At 48.8% G+C, this 19,298-nt stretch carries 21 protein-coding genes; 2 read left to right on the forward strand and 19 right to left on the reverse strand.

All coding sequences use genetic code 11. From position 1 onward, the window contains the following. Positions 1 to 178: 178 nt before the first annotated feature. The 6 genes from FEK47_RS22885 to FEK47_RS22915 all read right to left on the reverse strand — a co-directional run bounded on the left by FEK47_RS22885 (position 179) and on the right by FEK47_RS22915 (position 4,708). Positions 179 to 496 (reverse strand): PapB/FocB family fimbrial expression transcriptional regulator, encoded by a 318-nt coding sequence (locus FEK47_RS22885; protein ID WP_135487875.1) that lies wholly within the window; start codon positions 494 to 496, stop codon positions 179 to 181. Positions 497 to 1,186: 690 nt separating this feature from the next. Next, positions 1,187 to 2,122 (reverse strand): zincin-like metallopeptidase domain-containing protein, encoded by a 936-nt coding sequence (locus tag FEK47_RS22890; protein ID WP_135487874.1) that lies wholly within the window; start codon positions 2,120 to 2,122, stop codon positions 1,187 to 1,189. A gap of 81 nt (positions 2,123 to 2,203) precedes the next feature. Further along, a complete protein-coding gene (locus FEK47_RS25540; RefSeq protein ID WP_240727899.1) occupies positions 2,204 to 2,944 on the reverse strand; it encodes an antirestriction protein in 741 nt (246 codons plus the stop codon). 76 nt (positions 2,945 to 3,020) lie between these two features. Then, positions 3,021 to 3,215, reverse strand: coding sequence for a hypothetical protein (locus FEK47_RS22905; RefSeq protein WP_135487873.1), 195 nt, complete (start codon positions 3,213 to 3,215; stop codon positions 3,021 to 3,023). A gap of 3 nt (positions 3,216 to 3,218) precedes the next feature. Continuing rightward, positions 3,219 to 3,500: a hypothetical protein gene (locus FEK47_RS22910; RefSeq protein ID WP_135487872.1), complete on the reverse strand. Its 282-nt coding sequence runs from the start codon at positions 3,498 to 3,500 to the stop codon at positions 3,219 to 3,221. Positions 3,501 to 3,817: 317 nt separating this feature from the next. Then, positions 3,818 to 4,708: an integrase domain-containing protein gene (locus FEK47_RS22915; RefSeq protein ID WP_135410397.1), complete on the reverse strand. Its 891-nt coding sequence runs from the start codon at positions 4,706 to 4,708 to the stop codon at positions 3,818 to 3,820. Positions 4,709 to 5,740: 1,032 nt separating this feature from the next. Here FEK47_RS22915 and FEK47_RS22920 point away from each other — a divergent pair. Further along, positions 5,741 to 6,193, forward strand: coding sequence for a cold shock domain-containing protein (locus FEK47_RS22920; RefSeq protein WP_135487871.1), 453 nt, complete (start codon positions 5,741 to 5,743; stop codon positions 6,191 to 6,193). Beyond that, on the forward strand, positions 6,193 to 6,438 hold the full coding sequence (locus tag FEK47_RS22925; protein ID WP_135487870.1) for a hypothetical protein: 246 nt from the start codon (positions 6,193 to 6,195) through the stop codon (positions 6,436 to 6,438). The genes FEK47_RS22920 and FEK47_RS22925 overlap by 1 nt, the downstream gene beginning before the upstream one ends. A 43-nt stretch (positions 6,439 to 6,481) precedes the next feature. Here FEK47_RS22925 and FEK47_RS22930 read toward each other — a convergent pair whose 3' ends face one another. The 13 genes from FEK47_RS22930 to FEK47_RS22990 all read right to left on the reverse strand — a co-directional run bounded on the left by FEK47_RS22930 (position 6,482) and on the right by FEK47_RS22990 (position 19,276). Continuing rightward, on the reverse strand, positions 6,482 to 8,011 hold the full coding sequence (locus tag FEK47_RS22930; protein WP_135487869.1) for a conjugal transfer protein TraG N-terminal domain-containing protein: 1,530 nt from the start codon (positions 8,009 to 8,011) through the stop codon (positions 6,482 to 6,484). Continuing rightward, positions 8,011 to 8,343 (reverse strand): hypothetical protein, encoded by a 333-nt coding sequence (locus FEK47_RS22935; RefSeq protein WP_135487868.1) that lies wholly within the window; start codon positions 8,341 to 8,343, stop codon positions 8,011 to 8,013. Before FEK47_RS22935 ends, FEK47_RS22930 begins: the two co-directional genes overlap by 1 nt. Position 8,344: 1 nt before the next feature. Further along, positions 8,345 to 9,757, reverse strand: coding sequence for an integrating conjugative element protein (locus FEK47_RS22940; protein ID WP_135487867.1), 1,413 nt, complete (start codon positions 9,755 to 9,757; stop codon positions 8,345 to 8,347). Positions 9,758 to 9,774: 17 nt separating this feature from the next. Beyond that, a complete protein-coding gene (locus tag FEK47_RS22945; RefSeq protein ID WP_135487866.1) occupies positions 9,775 to 10,761 on the reverse strand; it encodes a TIGR03756 family integrating conjugative element protein in 987 nt (328 codons plus the stop codon). Beyond that, on the reverse strand, positions 10,758 to 11,165 hold the full coding sequence (locus tag FEK47_RS22950; RefSeq protein ID WP_135487865.1) for a TIGR03757 family integrating conjugative element protein: 408 nt from the start codon (positions 11,163 to 11,165) through the stop codon (positions 10,758 to 10,760). Before FEK47_RS22950 ends, FEK47_RS22945 begins: the two co-directional genes overlap by 4 nt. A gap of 810 nt (positions 11,166 to 11,975) precedes the next feature. Next, on the reverse strand, positions 11,976 to 12,359 hold the full coding sequence (locus FEK47_RS22955) for a hypothetical protein (protein WP_135487864.1): 384 nt from the start codon (positions 12,357 to 12,359) through the stop codon (positions 11,976 to 11,978). Continuing rightward, positions 12,356 to 15,130: a conjugative transfer ATPase gene (locus FEK47_RS22960; protein WP_167854668.1), complete on the reverse strand. Its 2,775-nt coding sequence runs from the start codon at positions 15,128 to 15,130 to the stop codon at positions 12,356 to 12,358. Before FEK47_RS22960 ends, FEK47_RS22955 begins: the two co-directional genes overlap by 4 nt. Beyond that, entirely contained in the window at positions 15,127 to 15,525 is a 399-nt protein-coding gene (locus FEK47_RS22965) for a TIGR03751 family conjugal transfer lipoprotein (RefSeq protein ID WP_135487862.1), read from the reverse strand. The genes FEK47_RS22960 and FEK47_RS22965 overlap by 4 nt, the downstream gene beginning before the upstream one ends. A 9-nt stretch (positions 15,526 to 15,534) precedes the next feature. After that, a complete protein-coding gene (locus FEK47_RS22970) occupies positions 15,535 to 17,001 on the reverse strand; it encodes a TIGR03752 family integrating conjugative element protein (protein ID WP_135487861.1) in 1,467 nt (488 codons plus the stop codon). Continuing rightward, on the reverse strand, positions 16,991 to 17,866 hold the full coding sequence (locus tag FEK47_RS22975; protein ID WP_138183384.1) for a TIGR03749 family integrating conjugative element protein: 876 nt from the start codon (positions 17,864 to 17,866) through the stop codon (positions 16,991 to 16,993). Before FEK47_RS22975 ends, FEK47_RS22970 begins: the two co-directional genes overlap by 11 nt. Next, a complete protein-coding gene (locus tag FEK47_RS22980; RefSeq protein ID WP_135487860.1) occupies positions 17,866 to 18,522 on the reverse strand; it encodes a PFL_4703 family integrating conjugative element protein in 657 nt (218 codons plus the stop codon). Before FEK47_RS22980 ends, FEK47_RS22975 begins: the two co-directional genes overlap by 1 nt. Further along, complete coding sequence (locus tag FEK47_RS22985; RefSeq protein WP_135487859.1) at positions 18,515 to 18,895, reverse strand: TIGR03750 family conjugal transfer protein; 381 nt, start codon at positions 18,893 to 18,895, stop codon at positions 18,515 to 18,517. The genes FEK47_RS22980 and FEK47_RS22985 overlap by 8 nt, the downstream gene beginning before the upstream one ends. Positions 18,896 to 18,904: 9 nt before the next feature. Then, on the reverse strand, positions 18,905 to 19,276 hold the full coding sequence (locus FEK47_RS22990; protein WP_135487858.1) for a TIGR03745 family integrating conjugative element membrane protein: 372 nt from the start codon (positions 19,274 to 19,276) through the stop codon (positions 18,905 to 18,907). Positions 19,277 to 19,298: the final 22 nt, after the last annotated feature.

Below are 19,298 nucleotides of genomic sequence, written 5' to 3' on the forward strand. Positions count from 1 at the left end.
TGCTGCGTTAACAGTAGCAGTAGCGAATACCAGAGCGATAAGAGAACCAAGATATAATTTATTCATAACTTAAAACTACCATTGTTGACATTACTTGGGTGATTTTATATGTGTGTTACAAAAACACGCACATATAAAACATTTGTGAAAGTATGTTTTCTTTATTTTATAAAACCACTTAATTTACTTCATTTTCAGGCGTTTTGCAGAGAGAGAATAACTCATTAACTACCTGAATAACATGTTCCACTCTTGCCAGACAACTTCCGAAATATCCATTGCTGACTCCATTATTATTGCAACTAACGCTCCTTGGATGTTTTAAAACCAGATAATCATACAAAGCCTTTATAACTTTATCGCTACGAATAGAACACAACTCAACAATGCACCAGAATTTATCTTCACTTATTTCTGTTGTTGGTATGACTGTGTTTTTCTTTGATAAAATTGAACTGAAGCGATGTCGACAATAACCACCTGAAAGATCTTCCACCCTCCCTCCTTTCTTTTCATTAAAAAAAGAAGCAACAAAAAAAATAAGTACCACCCGACCTCTTTTTAAATAATAACAAACCAAAGCGGCTGAAAAAACAATCAACTTTGGTTACTAAGACCAAAGACATAAAACAAAACAGAATAAAAAACCAAAAAAAACAAAAAAAATAGATTAAAAATCTATTTTTTTCAAATTTTATAGTGCCATTGTTCGTTTTATTAGTTGACAATGTCTTTTATATGGCAATAAATTGTCTATTTTTATCATTTATATAACCTAAATTTTATATAAAGCTTATCTAAAATTCCGATTAACCCTGATGGGAAATTATCTCCTCCACACTAAACTACCTATTATTAGGTAGTCGATTAGTAAGTATAAGAATTATTATCAGGTTAGATAACTACTAAACCAGTCTTTCGTTTTAAACATCTGATACAAGTCGTAGGCTCATAATTAAAGAAATCTTCCTTCCCCGATGACGCATTGTATGTTTTCTGAACTTTTTATGTTTACCTTATATCGTCGGTAATAGCGCCCGCCTGGTTAAGCAAAGAGTGAAATTACGCGATATGGGAAATGTGGTTTTCCATAAGGATGTTTTCGTCAATAAAGGGGAAACATCCCTCAGGGGAATGTTTCCCCTGAGAAGTGACTGGTTGATTAAATCAACGTTGGTAAAGTGGGCTACGCCACCAGCGCCTGCTCACGCAACACTAGGTATTCAAATGCTTCCCGCGAAAAACGAGCGGCACGAAATACAGCCCGGTTATCTTCTTTTAGCATTTGCAGCCACGAGGCAATATAGCTCTCATGTTGCAAGTCACCATGAATGCCAAGCTCAGCACACAGAAAGGCCGATCCCATCTCCGCTATCAGCTCTTCAATTCCATAAACCGGATCGCCAAACTTCCGCGAAGTGGAAACAATACCGTCTCTCGCCAGCCGAGAAACATGCCCAGTAGAATGCACCAGTTCATGCAACAGCGTACTGTAGTAGTCTTCCACCGAATCAAACTGAGCGGCTTCCGGCATCATAATGTGGTCAACTCCCGGGCGGTAATACGCACGATCCTGATAGCGATGCTTCACTGGCACACCACTACAAGCTACAATCTGCTCTGCCCGGGCAATGCGTTTCACGTCGGGCAAAACCGGTATTTCCGGGTAAAGGTTGTCAGGCAGGTTTTCACACTGCTCAACGTTGAAAAGGTGAAAGCTGGCCATAAAGCAGCGATCCTGCATAACCATCTCGCCGTTCTCATCAAACATCGGCTGGCCGCTGTTATCCGTAGCCTCTTTCTGGAACGGTTTAAGCAGCGTCACCAGCGTCGATTTTTCGCCTTTCCGGACACTCCCACCGGCATCAAGTGCCTGTTTGAACGTCAGCCAGCGATTTGAATGAAATCCCTTATTGGCAGCATCGATCCATAACAGCATCACGTTTATACCGCTGTAGTTCCGGCCAGTTATGGCATTAGCAGGCAAACCCTCCTTTCCGGTTTGCCATGCTTTACGCCAGGGTACTGTACCGTTCTCCAGCGCCGTAATAATCTTGTCGGTTACGGTCTGGAACAAATCCTGCCGTGGGGCAGATTTGCGGTTGGTAGTTTTCTTCGTCATATGCCATTCCCATCAATAAAAAACGGGAATGGCTCCCAGACGGGGAACAATCCCCGTTGGGTTAAAGTAAAAATCAACCAATTAATCAGTTATTAACCATTCATTCAGTTCATCCTGAAAAGAAAAATCCCAAACGCTTGGGCATACTGTCCTGGCCAGTTTAATAACTTCATCGTAAAAAGCCTTACATGAAGGATGTTTATAGCGTGATAAATCGCCATTACATCCCTCTATAAAAGTTCGGGCCAGCCTGGAAATCTGCCACTGATTATCAGTGACATTACTCTCATCTGGTTCCATTTTAAGACCCAGACGCTCGTATGCGGCAACGGTCAACAATTCCCCCTCAAGATTTGCCAGCTCACATAAAGCGTCTATAGAAAAGAGTTTCTCTAGCATTAAAAAGGAACTAGCTCCGGATAAGGCAGCCATAATTTCGACCGATTCAGCGTGCTTTAGTGCATAATCGCGTAGAGCGAAGCAAAGACGAATGTCTTCGTCATCTTCATTAAGGATGGAAAGTTCTCCCAGTGCCAATAAAGACAACGTGATACCAAAAGCCTCTGCAGTCATTGCACCTTCATAGCCATTTCCTGGCACGCTGACACGATACGTCAAAGCCCCTATAGGCACTGTATAAAAGCTATTGTTTGACAATCCGCGACCTTCCCAGCGAACCGGAGCGGCATTACAGTAATCAACACTAAGTTCATCAGCCCAATCATAAAAGAATGATTCGCGTTGACGAGATTTTATAAATTCATGGAACACAGAATCAAAATCACAGTGTTCTGTTACCCGGATGGTTTGTTTCGTTGCCATAAAAAATCCTCGCAGGTTAAGGGCGGGGATTGCTCCCTGACGGGAAATCAATCCCCGCAAGGGTCAAGTTAAGATTTTAAGCAAAACAGCCGTACTGGTGCCTGAAGCCGTGTTCCGTCAACGTTCTTTCTAATTTCCGGACCGCATTAAGCATTTCGTTGCATTCGCGGTTAGTCATGACAAAGTCACGCATCGTGTTCCATGTCAGACTTTGAGTCAGATGCGACAATGCCAGCGCGTCTTCATCGGTCAGTTCAAGCTGAAGTGTCATCTCTCATTCTCCCAGGGTTACAACCAGCACATCGTCAACATATCTGGCGACAAAGTTTTGCGTCCGTTCAGCAGTCTCACCTCCCAGACGGACAAATAGCGTCAGCGAAAATGTCACCTGCTGAGTGTCCGGCTCTGGACGATGGTTCCAGGCATCCTGTGCGGCTTTAATCAGCGCAAATTGCCGACGTTCCCACTGGGAAAAATCAAACACTTCAATAGCGTGTTCCCAGGCCGGGAGCGTGATAGAAACAGGCGTAAATGCCAGAGATAAGCGATTAGTCATCGGTGTATTCCTTACGTAAAAAAGGGAACACCGATCCCCTGTGGGAAGCGTGTTCCCTTAGGGCGAGTGAAAATATTGATAGCGGAAAATCCGCTGTGGTCAGAAGTGTACCTTCATCGCGAAAGCGACCGCTGTTTTCAAAGGCTAAACAGCGTTACCGCCCGAAGGCATCGTCTCTCAGGTCATGACGATTTTGGCTGGTAATCACCCGAAGGCGTCCCTCTCAGATTACCGGACGGGACATTGGCTGTTGTCGGAGACAACGAGTTAGCGTTTAAATGCTATCGCTTATATTCCACAGAGGCAAGCTGGTTTAATTAATCCTCGATATCTGGTTTATTATAGACACGTTCAATATAACGCCCCCGACCATCACCGTGCCCCAGATCCATAGACACCATTGCTTTCGCCTCATCGTCACTCATCCCCTTGCTTTTATGATATTCCATCGCTTCACCTGCCCAGGCATATCGCAAACTATGAGGCGCATATTTCCCTACTAATCCCGCATCTCTGACAATATTTCGATAGCGGTCAATCGCTGATTTCAGATCCGGTTTATCAACCAGCTTACCATTATTTTCAGTAGCAACTTTCAGAGCATAATTGACCGCGCTTAGCATTTTATCGCGATCGATAATCGTCGTATCTCTTGGTCGCCCTCCTTTTGTACCAAATACAATCCTGATACGATCATCACCACGCAATATTGCACGTTGCCAGGTTTTTAATGATTTAACAGATTGCACCGCTTCTTCTGTCCTCAGACCAAAACAACGAGCAACCTGCATCGCAGCTGCTACGCCAACGTCTTGCTTATCTGAATAAGCGAACGCTGCGAGAAAGCGTTCGCTACTAATTGCGACTTTAGTACCGTCACGACTGGCATCAGATAATCCGAGAGCTGAATTACTTAATTTCTCGTGACCAGGATCGGCAAGTTTTGTCCGGCCAGCAACGGCCAGAATATTTCTGATTGCGGCAATCTCATTCTGCATTGTTCTTTTGGATATCCCTTCGGCCTGGCGACTCTTCACATACAGCTCAATATGATTGGTTTTTATATGCTTCACATCCCGGATCTGAATATTTAATTTAGCTATTCTCTCCGCTACACGGGAGGCGATCTTTGAACGATCCGCGATAGTCTTGAACCCACCACCTCCCTGCCTTGCCAGCGTAACCAGCTGCTTACTTAATTTCGACATACCTGTCCCCTTTCACAAAGAAATACAGATCAAGCTCTTCTCCAGAAATATGGAAACGAGCGCGATCTATATTCTGAATTTTCATACAGAACATGAGTGATACATCTGGCCCCGACGGCACGGTTAGGTTTTGCGCTTCCTGCGTCTCGACGGGTATCTGTGCATCGGGGTGACAATATGTTGAGTTTTTACGAGGTTCCCCAGCTCGCTGAGCTGTTCGCGGCGTATGCCGTCCTGACGTTAGTCAGACTACCTCCATACGTCAGCTTTCACTGACATTGCCATCGATACCGAGTCGAACTTTCTCCTGAAGTTGATACGCCTGCTCTCATGGTTTCTCCGTGAATGGATGTGTTCCGTGATAAGGCGTTATGGTTAAAAAGTGTGCTTAAAGATGCTATTTCCCCAGTCTGAACACCGTGACTACGTGTGCGTCAGACTGTACAGAGTGCTGAAAGACCGCATTCCGTCTGCTAAGACGGTGCCCTTTCGCGCAGCGTCACTTGGTATCGCTACCGCTCTTACGCAAGTGACGCTGCACATATCCCATCGCCAAATGCTGCTCTTGCAGATGCCAAATGTTCCAATTAGCATGAGCTGCGAGCCGCAAATGTTGCCGGGATAAGCTGGACGTAAGCCCAAAAGAAAAATAGCTTTAAGGATGTCGGGCAGACGTTGTTGCCCTGCGTTGAAGTGTACCTTTATCGCGTTTGCGATCGCCGTTCTCAAAGGCTAAACGGCGTTATCACCTGAAGGCATCGTCTCTCAGATTGCGACGATTTTGGCTGCGGCCACCCGAAGGCATCAGTCTCAGGCCGCGCTTCTTTCCCTATGATATTGGCTTGCGATCACCCGAAGGCGCTTCTCTCAAATCGCTGACGCAGATCCGTTTGCGCTGAAGCATTGGCTGTTGTCGGAGACAACGGTGTAACAGCCGGAGAATAAATCTTTCGATGAAATCTTTCAATATATTGCTTTAATTTTCAGCATCTATTAATCTCGATTTATAGCGACATTGATAGGGACATATTAATGGATGGTGTAATAAAATGGTTCAGTGAAGAGAAAGGGTACGGATTCATCACTGACAAGAATAACAAAGACTATTATTTTCATGTCAGTGATATAAACGGTGCCTGGCTTCCTAAAAAAGGAAATAATGTTAGCTTTGAAATTGAAATATCACTAAAAGGCGAGCGAGCAAGGAAGGTAATCATTACCCAAAAGGCTAAGAATACATCATCTGATGATAGATTAGATTTTTGTCGCTGTTGTAATAAAAAAGTTTTCCCACGGATGATTACTTACCAGGGGGAACCACAAAAAACAGTATGTCCATATTGTGCGGGAACAATAAAATTTTTTAAAAAAAACAGCATCTTTGATTTATTCATAGAGTTGTTCGATTTTATCCTTTCTACTATTGCTATGTTATTTAAAGTCATTGCATGGATTTTCAATTTATTTATAGGCAAGAAAAAATAATGGATAATAAACGAATGAAATACAATAATAAAACATCACACCAATCAGATATCTGGTCTGTACTTTTCAATGGGCTAACCGAAGCCATAAAGATGGTCCTTTCGATTATTGTTGCTGTCGCCGGAAGCAAAGCTGTTACTTCAACCGATGACGAAGAACTGCATGCAGGTTACAGAAATGGACATAGTGGCTACGGTAACTATGGTGAAAACAACCAACGAATCTATTCTGATGACGATTTATAGAAGCAGGCAACAAGATTTCTTTTCCGTTGCCTGCTTTTTGGGGTTATTTTTTCGCTTTGGAAGCCCCTTTTGTAGCTACAGTTTTAACGACCTCACCAGCCACACCGGGTCCCTTAGCTCCCGCTTGCTGCGATCCTTGACTAGCTTTATCGACTGCTGAAGACAACGCCTGTCCTATATTCACACCACTCCAACTCACAGCACCAAACCAGAACATCGGTAGTACCACATACATAGCTCCCAGCACCAGATTCATAATCCACCCATCCGAGCCGATGCTGGCAATCCAGTTATTGAAGTTGTTGGTATACCCCTTATAGCTAGCGTACAGCAACTGGATAAGCTTATCGTCCAACCAGCCACCCAGTTCCCACCAGAACGGAACAAAAATTATCGCAAACATCGCAAAAGTAATAGTGACTACTACCTTTGGATCATACGCGCCAAACAACATCACCAGCGGAATGCATATCACTATAGCCATCAGTAAAATAGCATGAACCATCGGCAACGCCTGTCGAAGTGCATCAAACGCCGGTAACTGCGTCACTTGCGCACTAAAAGCACCCAGGCCGCTTAGGAATTCTTTAATACCGGTGTCAATACCCGTTCCATGTCCTTGTTGATTCCCTATCATATAAGTATCACCACTTCCGGACATATGTGTATTCTGTGGACTTACCAACCAGCGAAGAAGGCTTTCCTCCCAATTATTCGGAGATTTCGCCTTCATCATATTGACTGTACGTTTATCAAAACTGTCCAATAAACGACTTTTCAGCCCCTTCCCTGACGCGCTCCACCAATCTTTGCACGTCGGATAACCCCCTCGGCCAACATCAGGGTAACCACTGTCACGCCCTTCATTATAAGGCCATGCAGATAATGGTGCTGTTGACGTGTAATAGTCGTAATATCCTCCAGTATTAAGAAAATAACTCGATCCAATCCAACCAACTGAATCAACTGTTACCGCTGTCAGTTTTGGATTACTGTTTTTCAGTTTGTAATATGCTTTTGCATAACACTGTCTGGCAAAATCCTGAACTTCCTGCCTGATTACAGGATCAATTAATTTCGTATGTTGCACTTCAAAACGCAGCGTCCGGAAGTCATTGCCACAGGGAATAGAGGCTATCGCGGCGTGTGTAATCCCTTTCGATAGCGAATGTACCAGATACCACCATGCCGGGATTTTCGCAGTCTGGCCGTTAAGCTCGGCAATTAGTGGCCCATAGCCGGACTCATCCGGTTTAGGCACGTTCACGCCACACTGGGAAGAACGGGTGCGATCAAACTTCATCGTCGAGATATCAACGTCCTGTATCGGCATCGCACAAAACATGATCACCACAAAGGCGACATAAATGACATGCTCCATACGCGGTAATGCCAGCGCCCCTTTGTTACCTTCGTCGTCCCCCTCTTCCCTAACCTTCAGCCAAACGCCCGCTATTTTGAATGCCAGCGGGATGGCAAAAATCCCGGTGGTGGTAATAATCGTCCACAGCGCGTTATTGATCAGCCAGCCCATCAGAACCAGCACCATTTCAAGGTAGCTATCAGCTGTCATCACATTCCCCAACGCGAGCAGGTGATTTCAATCATCACAAACAGGCACACCGTCATGATTTCCAGCCGGTATACCTGAAAGCGGCGGGTACAGTGACTTAGCAGATAGCCCCGGACACGGTGCAGCCAGAAAAACGCGATAACCGTATACAGCACCAGCCTCCAGAGCAGGAGCGGCGTTTTTATCTGGCGTAGCCATGCCCGGAGTTCTGCCTCACTGCCGACAAAATGCAGAAGGATGAAACTTAAGCCTCCCAGCACCAGAATGGCAGTAACGCAGAGCAGCATAATCCGCACGATTCGTTGCCAGAGTGGTTTACGAATGATGTCCATATCATTCCTCCACCTTTTCATTAAGATTCTGTATGGCATCGTCATTCTGATGTGCAGACTGGCGTAACCCATTGTCCGCCTCGCGACTTTCCTGGCGGCTTAAGGCAACAAGCAATGTGTTATTGCTGATTGCCTTTCGTATCTCCATCTCATTCTTCAGCGCCTGAACTTCGCGATCCAGAAACTCAAGGCGACGATCAGACTCGGTGAGTGCCATTGTTTGATCCGCCGCGTTTGGTTCAGCCTGGCCTGCCATCAACATACGGCGCATTCCCAGAGCAGTAGAAATCGTATCGGCCATAGCCAGTTCGCTGGCAAGTCGTTGTACTAATGCAGCATTATCCGGGTCATCTTTCAGTGCCTGAATCACACCTCGGGTAACGGTCAAATCACCTGATTTAAGTTTTGCTAGGTTGGAGGCATTTGGAGCCAAGTTCCCGTTTACCAGCTTCGCTAGCGTTTCCGTATTTTCTTTTGTGGTTTCCTCCAGCATCGGAGAAAAACCAACGCCAGCAGTTGATGCTCCCGCTTCGTTTTCTACACCACCACTACTGCACTCACTGGCTTCTGTACATGTACGAATAGCCCGGTCACCCAGCACTTTCACGACTGCTTCTGCCGCCTCTTCACTGGTTTTATATTTTTTGCACAGAGATCCATTACAAGCAGATCCACTTACCCCCCCACTACTGGTTACTGGTTGCTTATTTAGAATATTGAATCCAGCTTTTGCCATGTCATGCGTCGGCCTTATCGCTTTTTGCCCACTGCCACCACGTTTCTGCCCCCCGATCCATTTCACACCTTCTTTACCAGTAGTGGTTTTTAATTGATTATCAGCCGCTACCGCGTCCGGAGTTATAGAGACTATTTTTTTGAATTCTTCACCAATAGACGCCTGTGTCCATTTGCTTGAGTAAGCAAAGTCAGTCATTTTTGTTGCCATGTTTTGGCAATTCAACTGTGCTTTATCGAAAGCAACGGTTGCCTGTAAAATGCCATTGGACAGTAATTCATATAAACCTGGATTCGCTCTTTGTAAAACCATAGCGGGCAAACTAGCAACAGCTCCGGTAGCACCTGTAATTACCGTTCCCATCATATCTTTGAAGCCATTCGTCACACCATTCAGCTGATTTTTAACTGTGGTAGTTACATCAAAATTACCGCACATAAAGTCGCTGTCCCAGTTGATGCCCATACTGATTTTTTCCATATTGTTATTGCTGGGCGGCTGCGATATTACCGTCCCGCCACCAATTGTATAAAATAAGTTATCATTAACTGCTCCTTTTATTCCCTTACTGTTATCTTGATTAATAAATTCATTGTCCAGATCAAATACAGCCTGTGCTGGAGTACTCAGGGTAATATTTGCCAATAAAACACCGCTCAAAATAAAATTTTTGTTCATAATAACTTTCCTTGTAATTAAATAGCTGCGCCGGTGCTGTAGAGAAAGGTTTGCCCCATTTGCTTACAACAACTGTAGGGTTGCCATAGCGCCCAAGCATAATTACCGTCCAGTGAAAGTGGATTTATATTGGTAATCTCTGTGATGTCAGGAAATACGGCGCAGGTCATAGATGGCATCGGAGTCAAACGCTGCCATTTGTGGTTACGCATCCCCGTATTCTCCAGGACCGGAAATGGAGGCCAGTAACCCGGTTTAGGCATATCCACCATTGGTTGATATACATGCAACTGACCAACACGAGTAATAATATCTGCCGCACGCTGAGCTACGACCGCAGCAGCTTTATAGTCATTTGTCTGTGTCACAAACCCACTACGCGGATAAACATTCCCCCACATACTCCCGGCAACGGTTGAGCCTATTTCACGCAATCCCGGTGTAATAGCTTCCGGGAAAAATGATTCTGGAAGCCCAGACCGCCATACCACGGCATCCAAAGTACTCAGGAGGTACGGCATCATCGGTGTGGCAGAACTTGCGCAGGTGTACCCCATTTGCCCCGTGAAGTTATTAAATGCTGGAGATGCTAACGCAGGATGGCCGATCGCATCGGCATTCTTGAAATGCAAGTTGTCTTTGCGTCTGGAGCGTTTTTGTTCATTCGCACCACCACCGTCTGCAATGCCAGGAAGCACTGGTCCCATAAATGCAACTTCTACCCAGGGATTTCCACCGGCCTCGTTGTAGCTGGAAACTACCGCATTAGGAATAAAGTGGTGCACTTTTACCGATGTTTTTACCGTACAGCCTACGGGAGTACAGAATAACCAATAGCAAATGCCAACGACTTTATACTCCATGCATTGAGGTGATAGTGCACTGGCGATGATTTGCGCAGAGGTGATTGCAGAAGTCACAGCTCCAACAGTAAAAGGTTGTGTTGCCCATCCGACAATCAGTGCAAGAACCAGCCGGTTTTGACGAATTCGACTTAAACTCATTGTGCCTCCCTGAACTTAGTAAGACTTGCCTGAGCTACCGCCACATCTGCCGTTCCATAAACTACATAGCTGTTGTCAAATACCACGGCAGGGTATTTCTCCAGTTTAAGACTGTACGCCTGTAAAACGCCCTGATATGCCTGTGTTATTTGCTGTTGTTTTTGCTGCCAGTCTGGTGAATGGATGATGGTTTTTGCAACCTGTTCTGCCTGCACTGGATCAGCAGGCAACTCACCAAACAGCTGCCGCTGAACGGTATCCGGCGCATCCAGATAAACCACCTGGTCGCTGGCAGTATTTACAGTATTTAATGGGGGATGGTGGCTGTCGGTGTAAACAACGGTTGCTGCCGGTGCCTGAGCAGCAACGGCCAGCAACAAAATCAGGAACTTAGAAGGTCTCATAACGCACTCCTGTGAGGGGGAAAATCACAGGGTGCGCGGGATCAAAATGAAAGGCAGCAAACAACTCTTTACTGCTTTTTGAAATTTTTCAAAACAATACTGGCCGATTGGCCGATAGTTTCAAGGGGTCTAAGACTCTAAACTTAGTAGCAACAGCCCGTTAATAAATGGTTATTTATTCACTGCAAAGGATATATTTTGACTACTCAAACAGCCAATTCGGTATTAGATCTTGATCGCTTAGACTGGTCTCGTAGAGCAAATTGCTTCGTGTGTCATGCTGCTGATATTCCAGTATCTAGCGGAATATTCTATGAGATTGGGTCGAATGACCTAAAACATACAATCTCAACCAATAATACAACTGGGCAACCAGAAGGTGCTTTTGTGCATGGTAATCTGGACGGTTCGGCATTTCGTTGCCCACACTGTGGCCCATACGTTGTAAGCGGCTCCCTAATGGCTTCGGGAAATGCTGCTGTGCAAATTAGAGAATATCTCAGCACTCATCAGGAATACCAAGATGCCCCTAAAGTCATTCATACTTACGACGTAGGTCTTTAATGACTGGCAATTTCAGTATTGAGGTCCTTCACGTTAATGGTTCTTTAACACAACCTATTCCATCCATGTAGAAACAGAATCTGGTAAAAGAGTAACTGTTAGTGTCCCTTACTAGTGTCCCTTACTAGTGTCCCTTACTAGTGTCCCTTACGATACCAATGGTTCAGCATCAGTAAATATTGATGGTGAATTCATATAACTATATGTTTAATAAGCTCCAGTTCTCGTTTCACTGGAGCTTATTTGCTATAATTCTCTCACTAACGCTATTACCAGATAAACCACATCCACCGCATCAGGCACATTGATATACCAGCGTGGCGCATGTTCATAATCCTCCGCCACCGGCCAGCGCAGACTGCCGGTGACCGTCAGCAGCAGATTAACCATGCCTGATTTCCCCACCACCTGAACAGCCAGGCAGTTATGCCCGGCCACGCGATGAGGAGAATAAGTAAACGTCGCCTTCTCCCCTACCTGCTGACGGATCTGGCGGCATAATTCCGCCAGTTGCGCATGATGGCGCAGGCTAATTCGCGGATTACCCTGTGGCGGCGCATCAAACAACAAGCCGGTATTGGAAATATTACCGTCCACAACGTCCAGAACCGTGGATCTGAAGCGCATCATGCCGCCTCCTTCGTGGCAATACCACGGGCGATATCCAGTTGATGCGCAATACGCTTCGCTGCGTCCAGCTCGCTGATACCATGTTCAACCATCAATGCCCGACGTGCCGCCTTTTCATCCTTCTCCGTCATACCCAGCGCCAGATACAGGCTTGGCGGTACAGCCCGGAACAATGCTTCAATACGGGTTGCCAGCACCACGCCTTCGGTGTAGCAGCGCGGCGTTTTAGTCGCAGACAGCAGCATCGCTTTTTGCTCGGCAGTCAGCTTTTTAAAGCGGGCGATCTCTTCCACCTCTTCAGGCGGCATCACCAGACACAGCCACCATTCGATCATATTGAGCATCTTCTTGGCCGTGGCCGGGAAATCTTCCAGGTTCTGCGTTGCCAGCCACAACCACGCACCAAGTTTACGCCACATTTTCACCACCTTAACCACGTACGGGGCCAGCAACGGGTTCGTGGTGATCATGTGTGCTTCATCGGTTGGGAAGACGATCTCCCGGTCCAGAAACTGGTCACGTTCGGCGATATTGTTGATGGTATTAACCAGCGAGGTATAGGCCACGGCCAGCGGCGCTTCATAGCCTTCACGCGCCAGCGTGCCGAGATCAATCAACGTGACATCCGCTTCCGGCCAGTTCTGTCCAGGGCGATTAAACAACTCCCCCAGAAAGCCCTGCATAAATACGCCCAGCGATTCGCCCATGTTCTGCGCCCGGGCGCGACGAACCTCGGGGCGAGACTCATCCTTCGCGAAAGCGTAAAACGCATCCTGAAGGTCGGCGGTGATCATCTGCCGTTCTTCATTCCAGGCCTTACGCGCCCCGGCCAGAATCGCCTCGCGCATCATGCCCCGGTCGGCACGTTCCAGCCGCGCCTCTTCTTTCGCCTCACCACCGGTGATCATCAGACGGGCAACAATCTCCAGTTCGCCCAGGATATCGCGCTCTTCCTCTGCGTCGCCGTCATCCGTTTCCTCCACCTCGATACGCTCACTCAGTTCGCTCTCGTCAACGTTTTTCACCGGCGCTTCAATTAGCTTGTACGCATCGGCGAACGGGGCCAGCGAGATACCGCAACCCGGTTTGATGCTGATCTTATTCACCGATAACTCCAGCTCCGCGCAATAGTCTGCAAACAGACCAAACGAGTTACCGGCTTCAGCAATAAACAGACGGGGCCGGTGAATCGCCATCAGTTGAGCAAAGAGGCTGTTAAGCGTCGCGGACTTACCAGAACCTGTCGGGCCAAACAGTACCAGATGCGCATTTTTGGAACGGTCGGAACTGTTAAGCGGATCGAAGGTCAGCGGCGCTCCGCCCCGGTTAAAGAAGGTGAAGCCCGGATGACCGGTGCCGGTGTCACGACCAAACACCGGCAGCATATTTGCCATATGCTGAACAAACGTCAGGCGAGTGTACCAATTCTTCTTGTCTAGCGTCGGGTTAAAGCACATCGGCAGCGCCCGGAGATAGCTATTCAGCGGCGCAACATCATATTCTGGTTTCACCGGCTGCAAACCAGCGTTAAGGAGGATAGCCGTCAGGTCGCGCTGGCGACTGTTCAGCGTTTTCAGAGATTCACCGGAGAGAAAGAACGTCATGCTGGCGCGATATAGTTTATGCCGTTCACCCAGATAACTTTTTGCTGTATCAGCATCGGCCCGGACGCGTTCAGACTCAGTGTTTTCACCAATCGCGTTTTTCGCCAGATGGTTGAAGCGTTCTTCCAGCACGTCCTGCGGTTGCACGACTATCGTAAGGGAAATCACCGTTCCTTCCGGCAGCAAGTCCATCAGCGCGTTGATGTTCTCCCCTTTGCGGGTTTCGCCGGTCAGATGGCCGACCGAGGGCGCCCGACGGATGCGGTCAATTGTCACCGCTTTATGCGGTCGCTCATCAAACCACCACACACCATTCTCAACGTCAGAACGAGGTGGCGTAAACATCAGGGTTTCACTGAAATCGTTAAGTAACGGCAGCTCGCCGTTGCGGGTGTCAACATGTGCCGCCGTGCGATACAGAGTCTCCTTATCCACCCAGTCCGGCTCAGGGTTAAACCAGCGCAGCAGCCAGGCGTGGATCTGCTCGCCGTTCTGCCGGGAAGTCACTATTCCCGCCCCCGCTAACGCAGAAGATAGCCGCTCGCAAACCTGATTCAGTTGCTCTTCCGGCGAATATGGTTCGTTCGCTCCCGGGTTCACATAGCGATAAATGACCATCCGGGTACGACGCTGCTGGCCGCGCCACGGCGCACCTGTAATCGCTTTGTCGATAAACAGCCCTTTAGGTACGGCAATACCGCGCATATGGCATTCCATCTCATTCATATATGCGTTGGTGAATGCCGTTCCCTGCGCCCACGGTTTGACATAGCCACGCAGCCTATCGATGTACTCTGTCACGTCAGTTTCGTCCTGACAGAAGAACTGGATGACCCACGGGTGACTGTCGCGCTCGTCAAAGCTGTCCTGAAGCGCATCCTCAACGATGTCGCGGATCTCTTCCAGGCGTTCGCCGGTGCGCCCTTCGGTTCCGACCGGCACCACTTCAAATACGGCGCCCACCGAAACTCCATCATCGAGCAGCAAACTCTGGCTTTCCGGCAGGTATTCCACCCATGGCAGGAAATCGATAAACGATGCGTTATTGGGATACAGCGAACGCACACCATCCTGCGTCAGTCTGCCGCTCTTTTTCAGCTCCGGACCGGATGGTTCACCAGTAGCGGGCTGCGGCTGCTTTTTTTTCGTAAACAAACTGAACATCAAAGCGCCTCCAGCCGTTCACCCGGCAATGCATACTGCACCCGGCTGTAGAAAGAGAAGACCGAGCTATAGCCCGGCACCGGCGCAGGCTCATTGCCTGCCATATGCGGGTAGATATAAATCACCATATCCGGGTTGGGCAGTCGCGGGAAAAGTTGCTGAATTTCATTTTGCGCATCGCGGGTATAGCTCTCTTCCAGTGTCTGACGGGTCGCCATTTCCGCATCGGTCAGCCCCCGCCGTAGTACGCTCCGGGCCTCCGTCGTGGTCCGGGCACTACTGGCTTTGTTCTGCCACAAATCCAGCATCGTGCCGTCACCAGGCGGCAATATTTCATCTTTAGATGTGCTGCATCCAACCAGTAATAACGCGACCAGCACAAGCAAGTATCCTTTCATGGCATCTCCTTAATCCAGCTCGTGTGACCGGCTGACATCAAAATCGTATTTGACCTTGCGGCCCTTCTCTTCGTAATCAATCGGGATCTCGCGGGTAATATGCACAGCAACATTCGCACCGGGAGGAACGTAAATCGCATCAAACATCTGGCCGTATCGCGCTTTTACCCATTCAGCCAGCTCGTTCGTACCGCCTGATAACGCCTTACCCAGCGCAGCCTGTCCCGCACTGCCGGTCAGCATACTGGTAATTGACGCCCCATCAGTAGTGGTTGTGGTCTGGCTTTCCGACATCGCATCAGACGCTGCACCGGCTGCCGAAAGGGCAAATAATGTGGGGAGGTAGGTTGAGGCGTTGCTTTTACGGTCGCCGGACAGACAGGGAATGCCGTGTTCATCGGACAGCCATCCGATACTGCCACCATTCGATTTGACGTTACTGCCGTCACTGGATTTTGCCGACTGCGGCACCGTGCGTACCGTGCCATCAGTGAAGACAAACGTGATGGAGTGGACTTCACCACGTACACAGGACAACACCCAGTCGCCGGTGGCCGTACCGGACACAATCGCGCCTTCAACATCCGGCAGCTCGATGCCGTTGGCGGTCAGGTTCTCTTTACCAACAAGCACCTTGAAGGGATAGGGATCGGTAACCTTGCCATCAATCGGCACGCGCCCCAGCAGGGCGGTCATGGCCTGGCTACCAACCAGCGTTGAGTTTTCCGGCAGGGTATAAACCGGCAAATCGGTTTCCTCAATGACCTGCTGATTTTTCGCATTACGATCCAGTTCGGCTTTCTGACGGGTGATCTCGTTGTCATTCAGTCCACCGAACGCCGTAGGAAACTGGAATGTGCCAGTACCATTGGTTGCAGCTGCCGCGCCGGTGACCGGTTTACCGTTACGATCCAGTTGTACACCATCCTGCGGTTCAATCCAGACCGTGCCCTGCGCCACCGTTTCGGCCTGCCCTGCATCTTCCAGCCCCAGTCCGACAGGTAAGTCACTGCCTGCGGAAATGTTGCTGCCCGCTCCCGGGCCGGGAACGGTATTTTTCAGTGATTCCAGCAGACCAGCCAGCCGCTGCTGTTCAGCCTGAAGTTTTTGCTGCGCCTGGGTACTCTCCTGTTTGGCAGCATTCACCGCGTCATTGATGCGCCCGTCCACGTTGTTGCCCTTGTTTTGCAATCGGGCATTTTCTTCTGCCAGTGCCGCATTCTGTTTCTCCAGATTTTCCTGATTCGTCTGAATTGTTTTAATACGTCCAACCAGCGTACGTAGCGTATCCTGCGGCGTATCGCCCTCGATGCCGAGGATGCGCAACTCTTCCTGAGTCAGGTCGGCTACGGTGGCGTTATCTGCTGAAGCCTGAGTGTGTTTTGAACCACCGCAGGACTTCACGCCGATCATGACTGCCGACAGCAACACCACCGGCACGATGACCTTCAGCAGAGTATTGGATTTAATCTGCATCGCCCTTCCCTCCTTTACCTGCTTTCGCCTTCACTGGCTCAGGAAGAAACGCGGTATCAGGGCGCCCTTTGGTCACAAGATAAACCGTTGTGGTATCTTCCGGCGTTCCACTTGCCCCCAGCCAGCGATGCTGGAACGTGGCGCTGTAGAAATTTCCCTGAAGACGACGTGGATCGAGAACAACTTTCTCCTGGCGTTGATTACGCAGCGTCAATGCCACCACGCTGTAGCCCTGCAATGCCCATGCAGCCAGCGGTTTTACCTCAACGGACTCTGATGGAAGTAATGACGTCAGCTTCTCCGGTAGTGCCAGCGAAATGGAATGCACACCGGGCAACGGCTCAATCGTCCGTGACGGTGCGTAGAGACTTTGTGCGGCATAGCGGGTTAAGGCCACCGGCAGCGGAGTGGTAGATTTTTTCTCTTTCGGTTTCGATGCGGACTGTCGTTCGTGGGTGGTTGCGGTGTTATTGTCTACCACTGCAACATCACCGTTTCCTGTCGAACTGGATACGTCCCCCTGATAGACCAGGCTTACCGGTTCCAGAATGTTTTTTCCCTCATCGGCACTGATATCCAACAGGATCATTTCACCGTTTTCTACATCCTGAAGCACCAGACGCGTACGGGCAAATTGCGCACCCGGTTGCAGGTATACCGCTCCGCCTGTACTTTGTACGCGCAATTTTCCTTTCAGCTCAGGTGGAAATCCCACGCGCACATTGCGGTTCACAAACACAATACGCTCCTGACCAACATGCAGGGCCACTGGCAACGGAATACGTTCCCACCTCACCAATTCAACCGCCTGTACTGGTAATGTGACAAGGCAAACCAGTGACAACAAAAATCGTCGTAATCTCATCAGTTAAACACTCCCTTATTCTCTTCCTTAACGACAGGGGCCGCTTCCAGACGCTGCGGCGCTTCCGAGAGACAATCCAGCGCCAGACCAAATGGGTTGGCTTCCGGATTTTTATCCCAGCGCACCACCTTCAGCGGAAAACGCACCAGTGAGCGTTTAACCGGCTCGGAGTTAACATATTCATCAGTGACCAGATCCAGACGAACCAGCCAGTTATCGCGGTCAATAATGGTGACGCTGTCATCCCGGTAGCCCCGTTCTGGGATTTCCGACACACCACGTACACGATCCCGCGATTCGCCCAGGTCTTTACGTTGCTTCGCATCCTTATGCAGCAGTTCTTTACAGGTCGGCGTCAGATAGGCTGACAACGTCTCGATGCGGTACGGGTAATCCACGTCACCATCCTTCGGCCAGCTGTTCAGTTGCTGGAAAATATAAAAGCTGAAGGCATACACCGTTGAGTGAGGGATCTCCCACCACGGGCGGGAACTGCCGGAGCGGAGATCGGGAGGATTGTGAATGGTCAGATTACGCGGAGACATCATCCAGCCAAGCATGGACAACACCAACAGTACCAGCATAACCCCACATGCGGCTCGCAGCGTCCAGATATGGTTGTCACGGGCGTTAAGCGCATTTTTAAACTTACTCATGAACGATCTCCTGACGACGAACCACAGGATGCAGACGGCGTAGCGCCAGTACCCGACTGTTTTGTACCAAGCCCTTTGCCCCCAGGCCAAACTTGCTCAGCAGTAGATCCAACCTGCGATAGAGGTAGTTTTCCGGCTTGCCGCGCTTAAAACGCGCCATTAATCTGCCGCCAAAAATAACCGTGACCAGCGGCATCAGCAGCGCCACTGTCGGAAAGGCTATCCATCCGAGAAAGGGCTGAACCGGTATGGCGACCACGAGGCCGCCCAGTACGCTGCACAGCGCGGTAAATCCCAGTTCCGGCGTGGTGAATCCACGGAACACCACCGGCTCAGCATTCAACCTGTCAGGCATAAATTCGATAGTCGCCATACTCCATCCTCAGAGCATGATCGTCGCGGCTTTTGAGGCCAGCCAGATAACGACGACGATCAGGATTACTCCTACAACAACCAGCATCCCAAACTTACCCCAGGTTGATTTACCATCGCGAACTTCAGAAAAAGTAGCGATAATGGAGTTGCCGACAACCAGCATAACAACTGCTGCAAGGACTAATCCGCCCAGCACTATACCGTCATTTATATAACCGGATATCTGACCGTAATAAGAACTGTCGGTGCTGCTTTTGGGGCCTTCAACAGTCGGTAACCCCGCTCGGGCAGCAGAAATTCCGGTCAGTGCAACCGTCAAAACCCGCGCACACCAGAGACGAAAAGAAAAACGCAAAGAAGACAGTGCAGAGCAAAACATAGTTATTTCCTTATAAGAGAAG

The organism is Escherichia sp. E3659, from assembly GCF_005781135.1.
Taxonomy (GTDB): Bacteria; Pseudomonadota; Gammaproteobacteria; order Enterobacterales; family Enterobacteriaceae; genus Escherichia.

Coding starts and splice junctions, on each gene's coding strand:
- FEK47_RS22940 (WP_135487867.1), bottom strand. CDS start 9,757: ATGAACAAAAATTTTATTTTGAGCGGTGTTTTATTGGCAAATATTACC.
- FEK47_RS22890 (WP_135487874.1), bottom strand. CDS start 2,122: ATGACGAAGAAAACTACCAACCGCAAATCTGCCCCACGGCAGGATTTG.
- FEK47_RS22945 (WP_135487866.1), bottom strand. CDS start 10,761: ATGAGTTTAAGTCGAATTCGTCAAAACCGGCTGGTTCTTGCACTGATT.
- FEK47_RS22955 (WP_135487864.1), bottom strand. CDS start 12,359: ATGATGCGCTTCAGATCCACGGTTCTGGACGTTGTGGACGGTAATATT.
- FEK47_RS22920 (WP_135487871.1), top strand. CDS start 5,741: ATGGATGGTGTAATAAAATGGTTCAGTGAAGAGAAAGGGTACGGATTC.
- FEK47_RS22915 (WP_135410397.1), bottom strand. CDS start 4,708: ATGTCGAAATTAAGTAAGCAGCTGGTTACGCTGGCAAGGCAGGGAGGT.
- FEK47_RS22965 (WP_135487862.1), bottom strand. CDS start 15,525: ATGAAAGGATACTTGCTTGTGCTGGTCGCGTTATTACTGGTTGGATGC.
- FEK47_RS25540 (WP_240727899.1), bottom strand. CDS start 2,944: ATGGCAACGAAACAAACCATCCGGGTAACAGAACACTGTGATTTTGAT.
- FEK47_RS22975 (WP_138183384.1), bottom strand. CDS start 17,866: ATGAGATTACGACGATTTTTGTTGTCACTGGTTTGCCTTGTCACATTA.
- FEK47_RS22970 (WP_135487861.1), bottom strand. CDS start 17,001: ATGCAGATTAAATCCAATACTCTGCTGAAGGTCATCGTGCCGGTGGTG.
- FEK47_RS22950 (WP_135487865.1), bottom strand. CDS start 11,165: ATGAGACCTTCTAAGTTCCTGATTTTGTTGCTGGCCGTTGCTGCTCAG.
- FEK47_RS22980 (WP_135487860.1), bottom strand. CDS start 18,522: ATGAGTAAGTTTAAAAATGCGCTTAACGCCCGTGACAACCATATCTGG.
- FEK47_RS22990 (WP_135487858.1), bottom strand. CDS start 19,276: ATGTTTTGCTCTGCACTGTCTTCTTTGCGTTTTTCTTTTCGTCTCTGG.
- FEK47_RS22910 (WP_135487872.1), bottom strand. CDS start 3,500: ATGACTAATCGCTTATCTCTGGCATTTACGCCTGTTTCTATCACGCTC.
- FEK47_RS22930 (WP_135487869.1), bottom strand. CDS start 8,011: ATGACAGCTGATAGCTACCTTGAAATGGTGCTGGTTCTGATGGGCTGG.
- FEK47_RS22925 (WP_135487870.1), top strand. CDS start 6,193: ATGGATAATAAACGAATGAAATACAATAATAAAACATCACACCAATCA.
- FEK47_RS22905 (WP_135487873.1), bottom strand. CDS start 3,215: ATGACACTTCAGCTTGAACTGACCGATGAAGACGCGCTGGCATTGTCG.
- FEK47_RS22935 (WP_135487868.1), bottom strand. CDS start 8,343: ATGGACATCATTCGTAAACCACTCTGGCAACGAATCGTGCGGATTATG.
- FEK47_RS22985 (WP_135487859.1), bottom strand. CDS start 18,895: ATGGCGACTATCGAATTTATGCCTGACAGGTTGAATGCTGAGCCGGTG.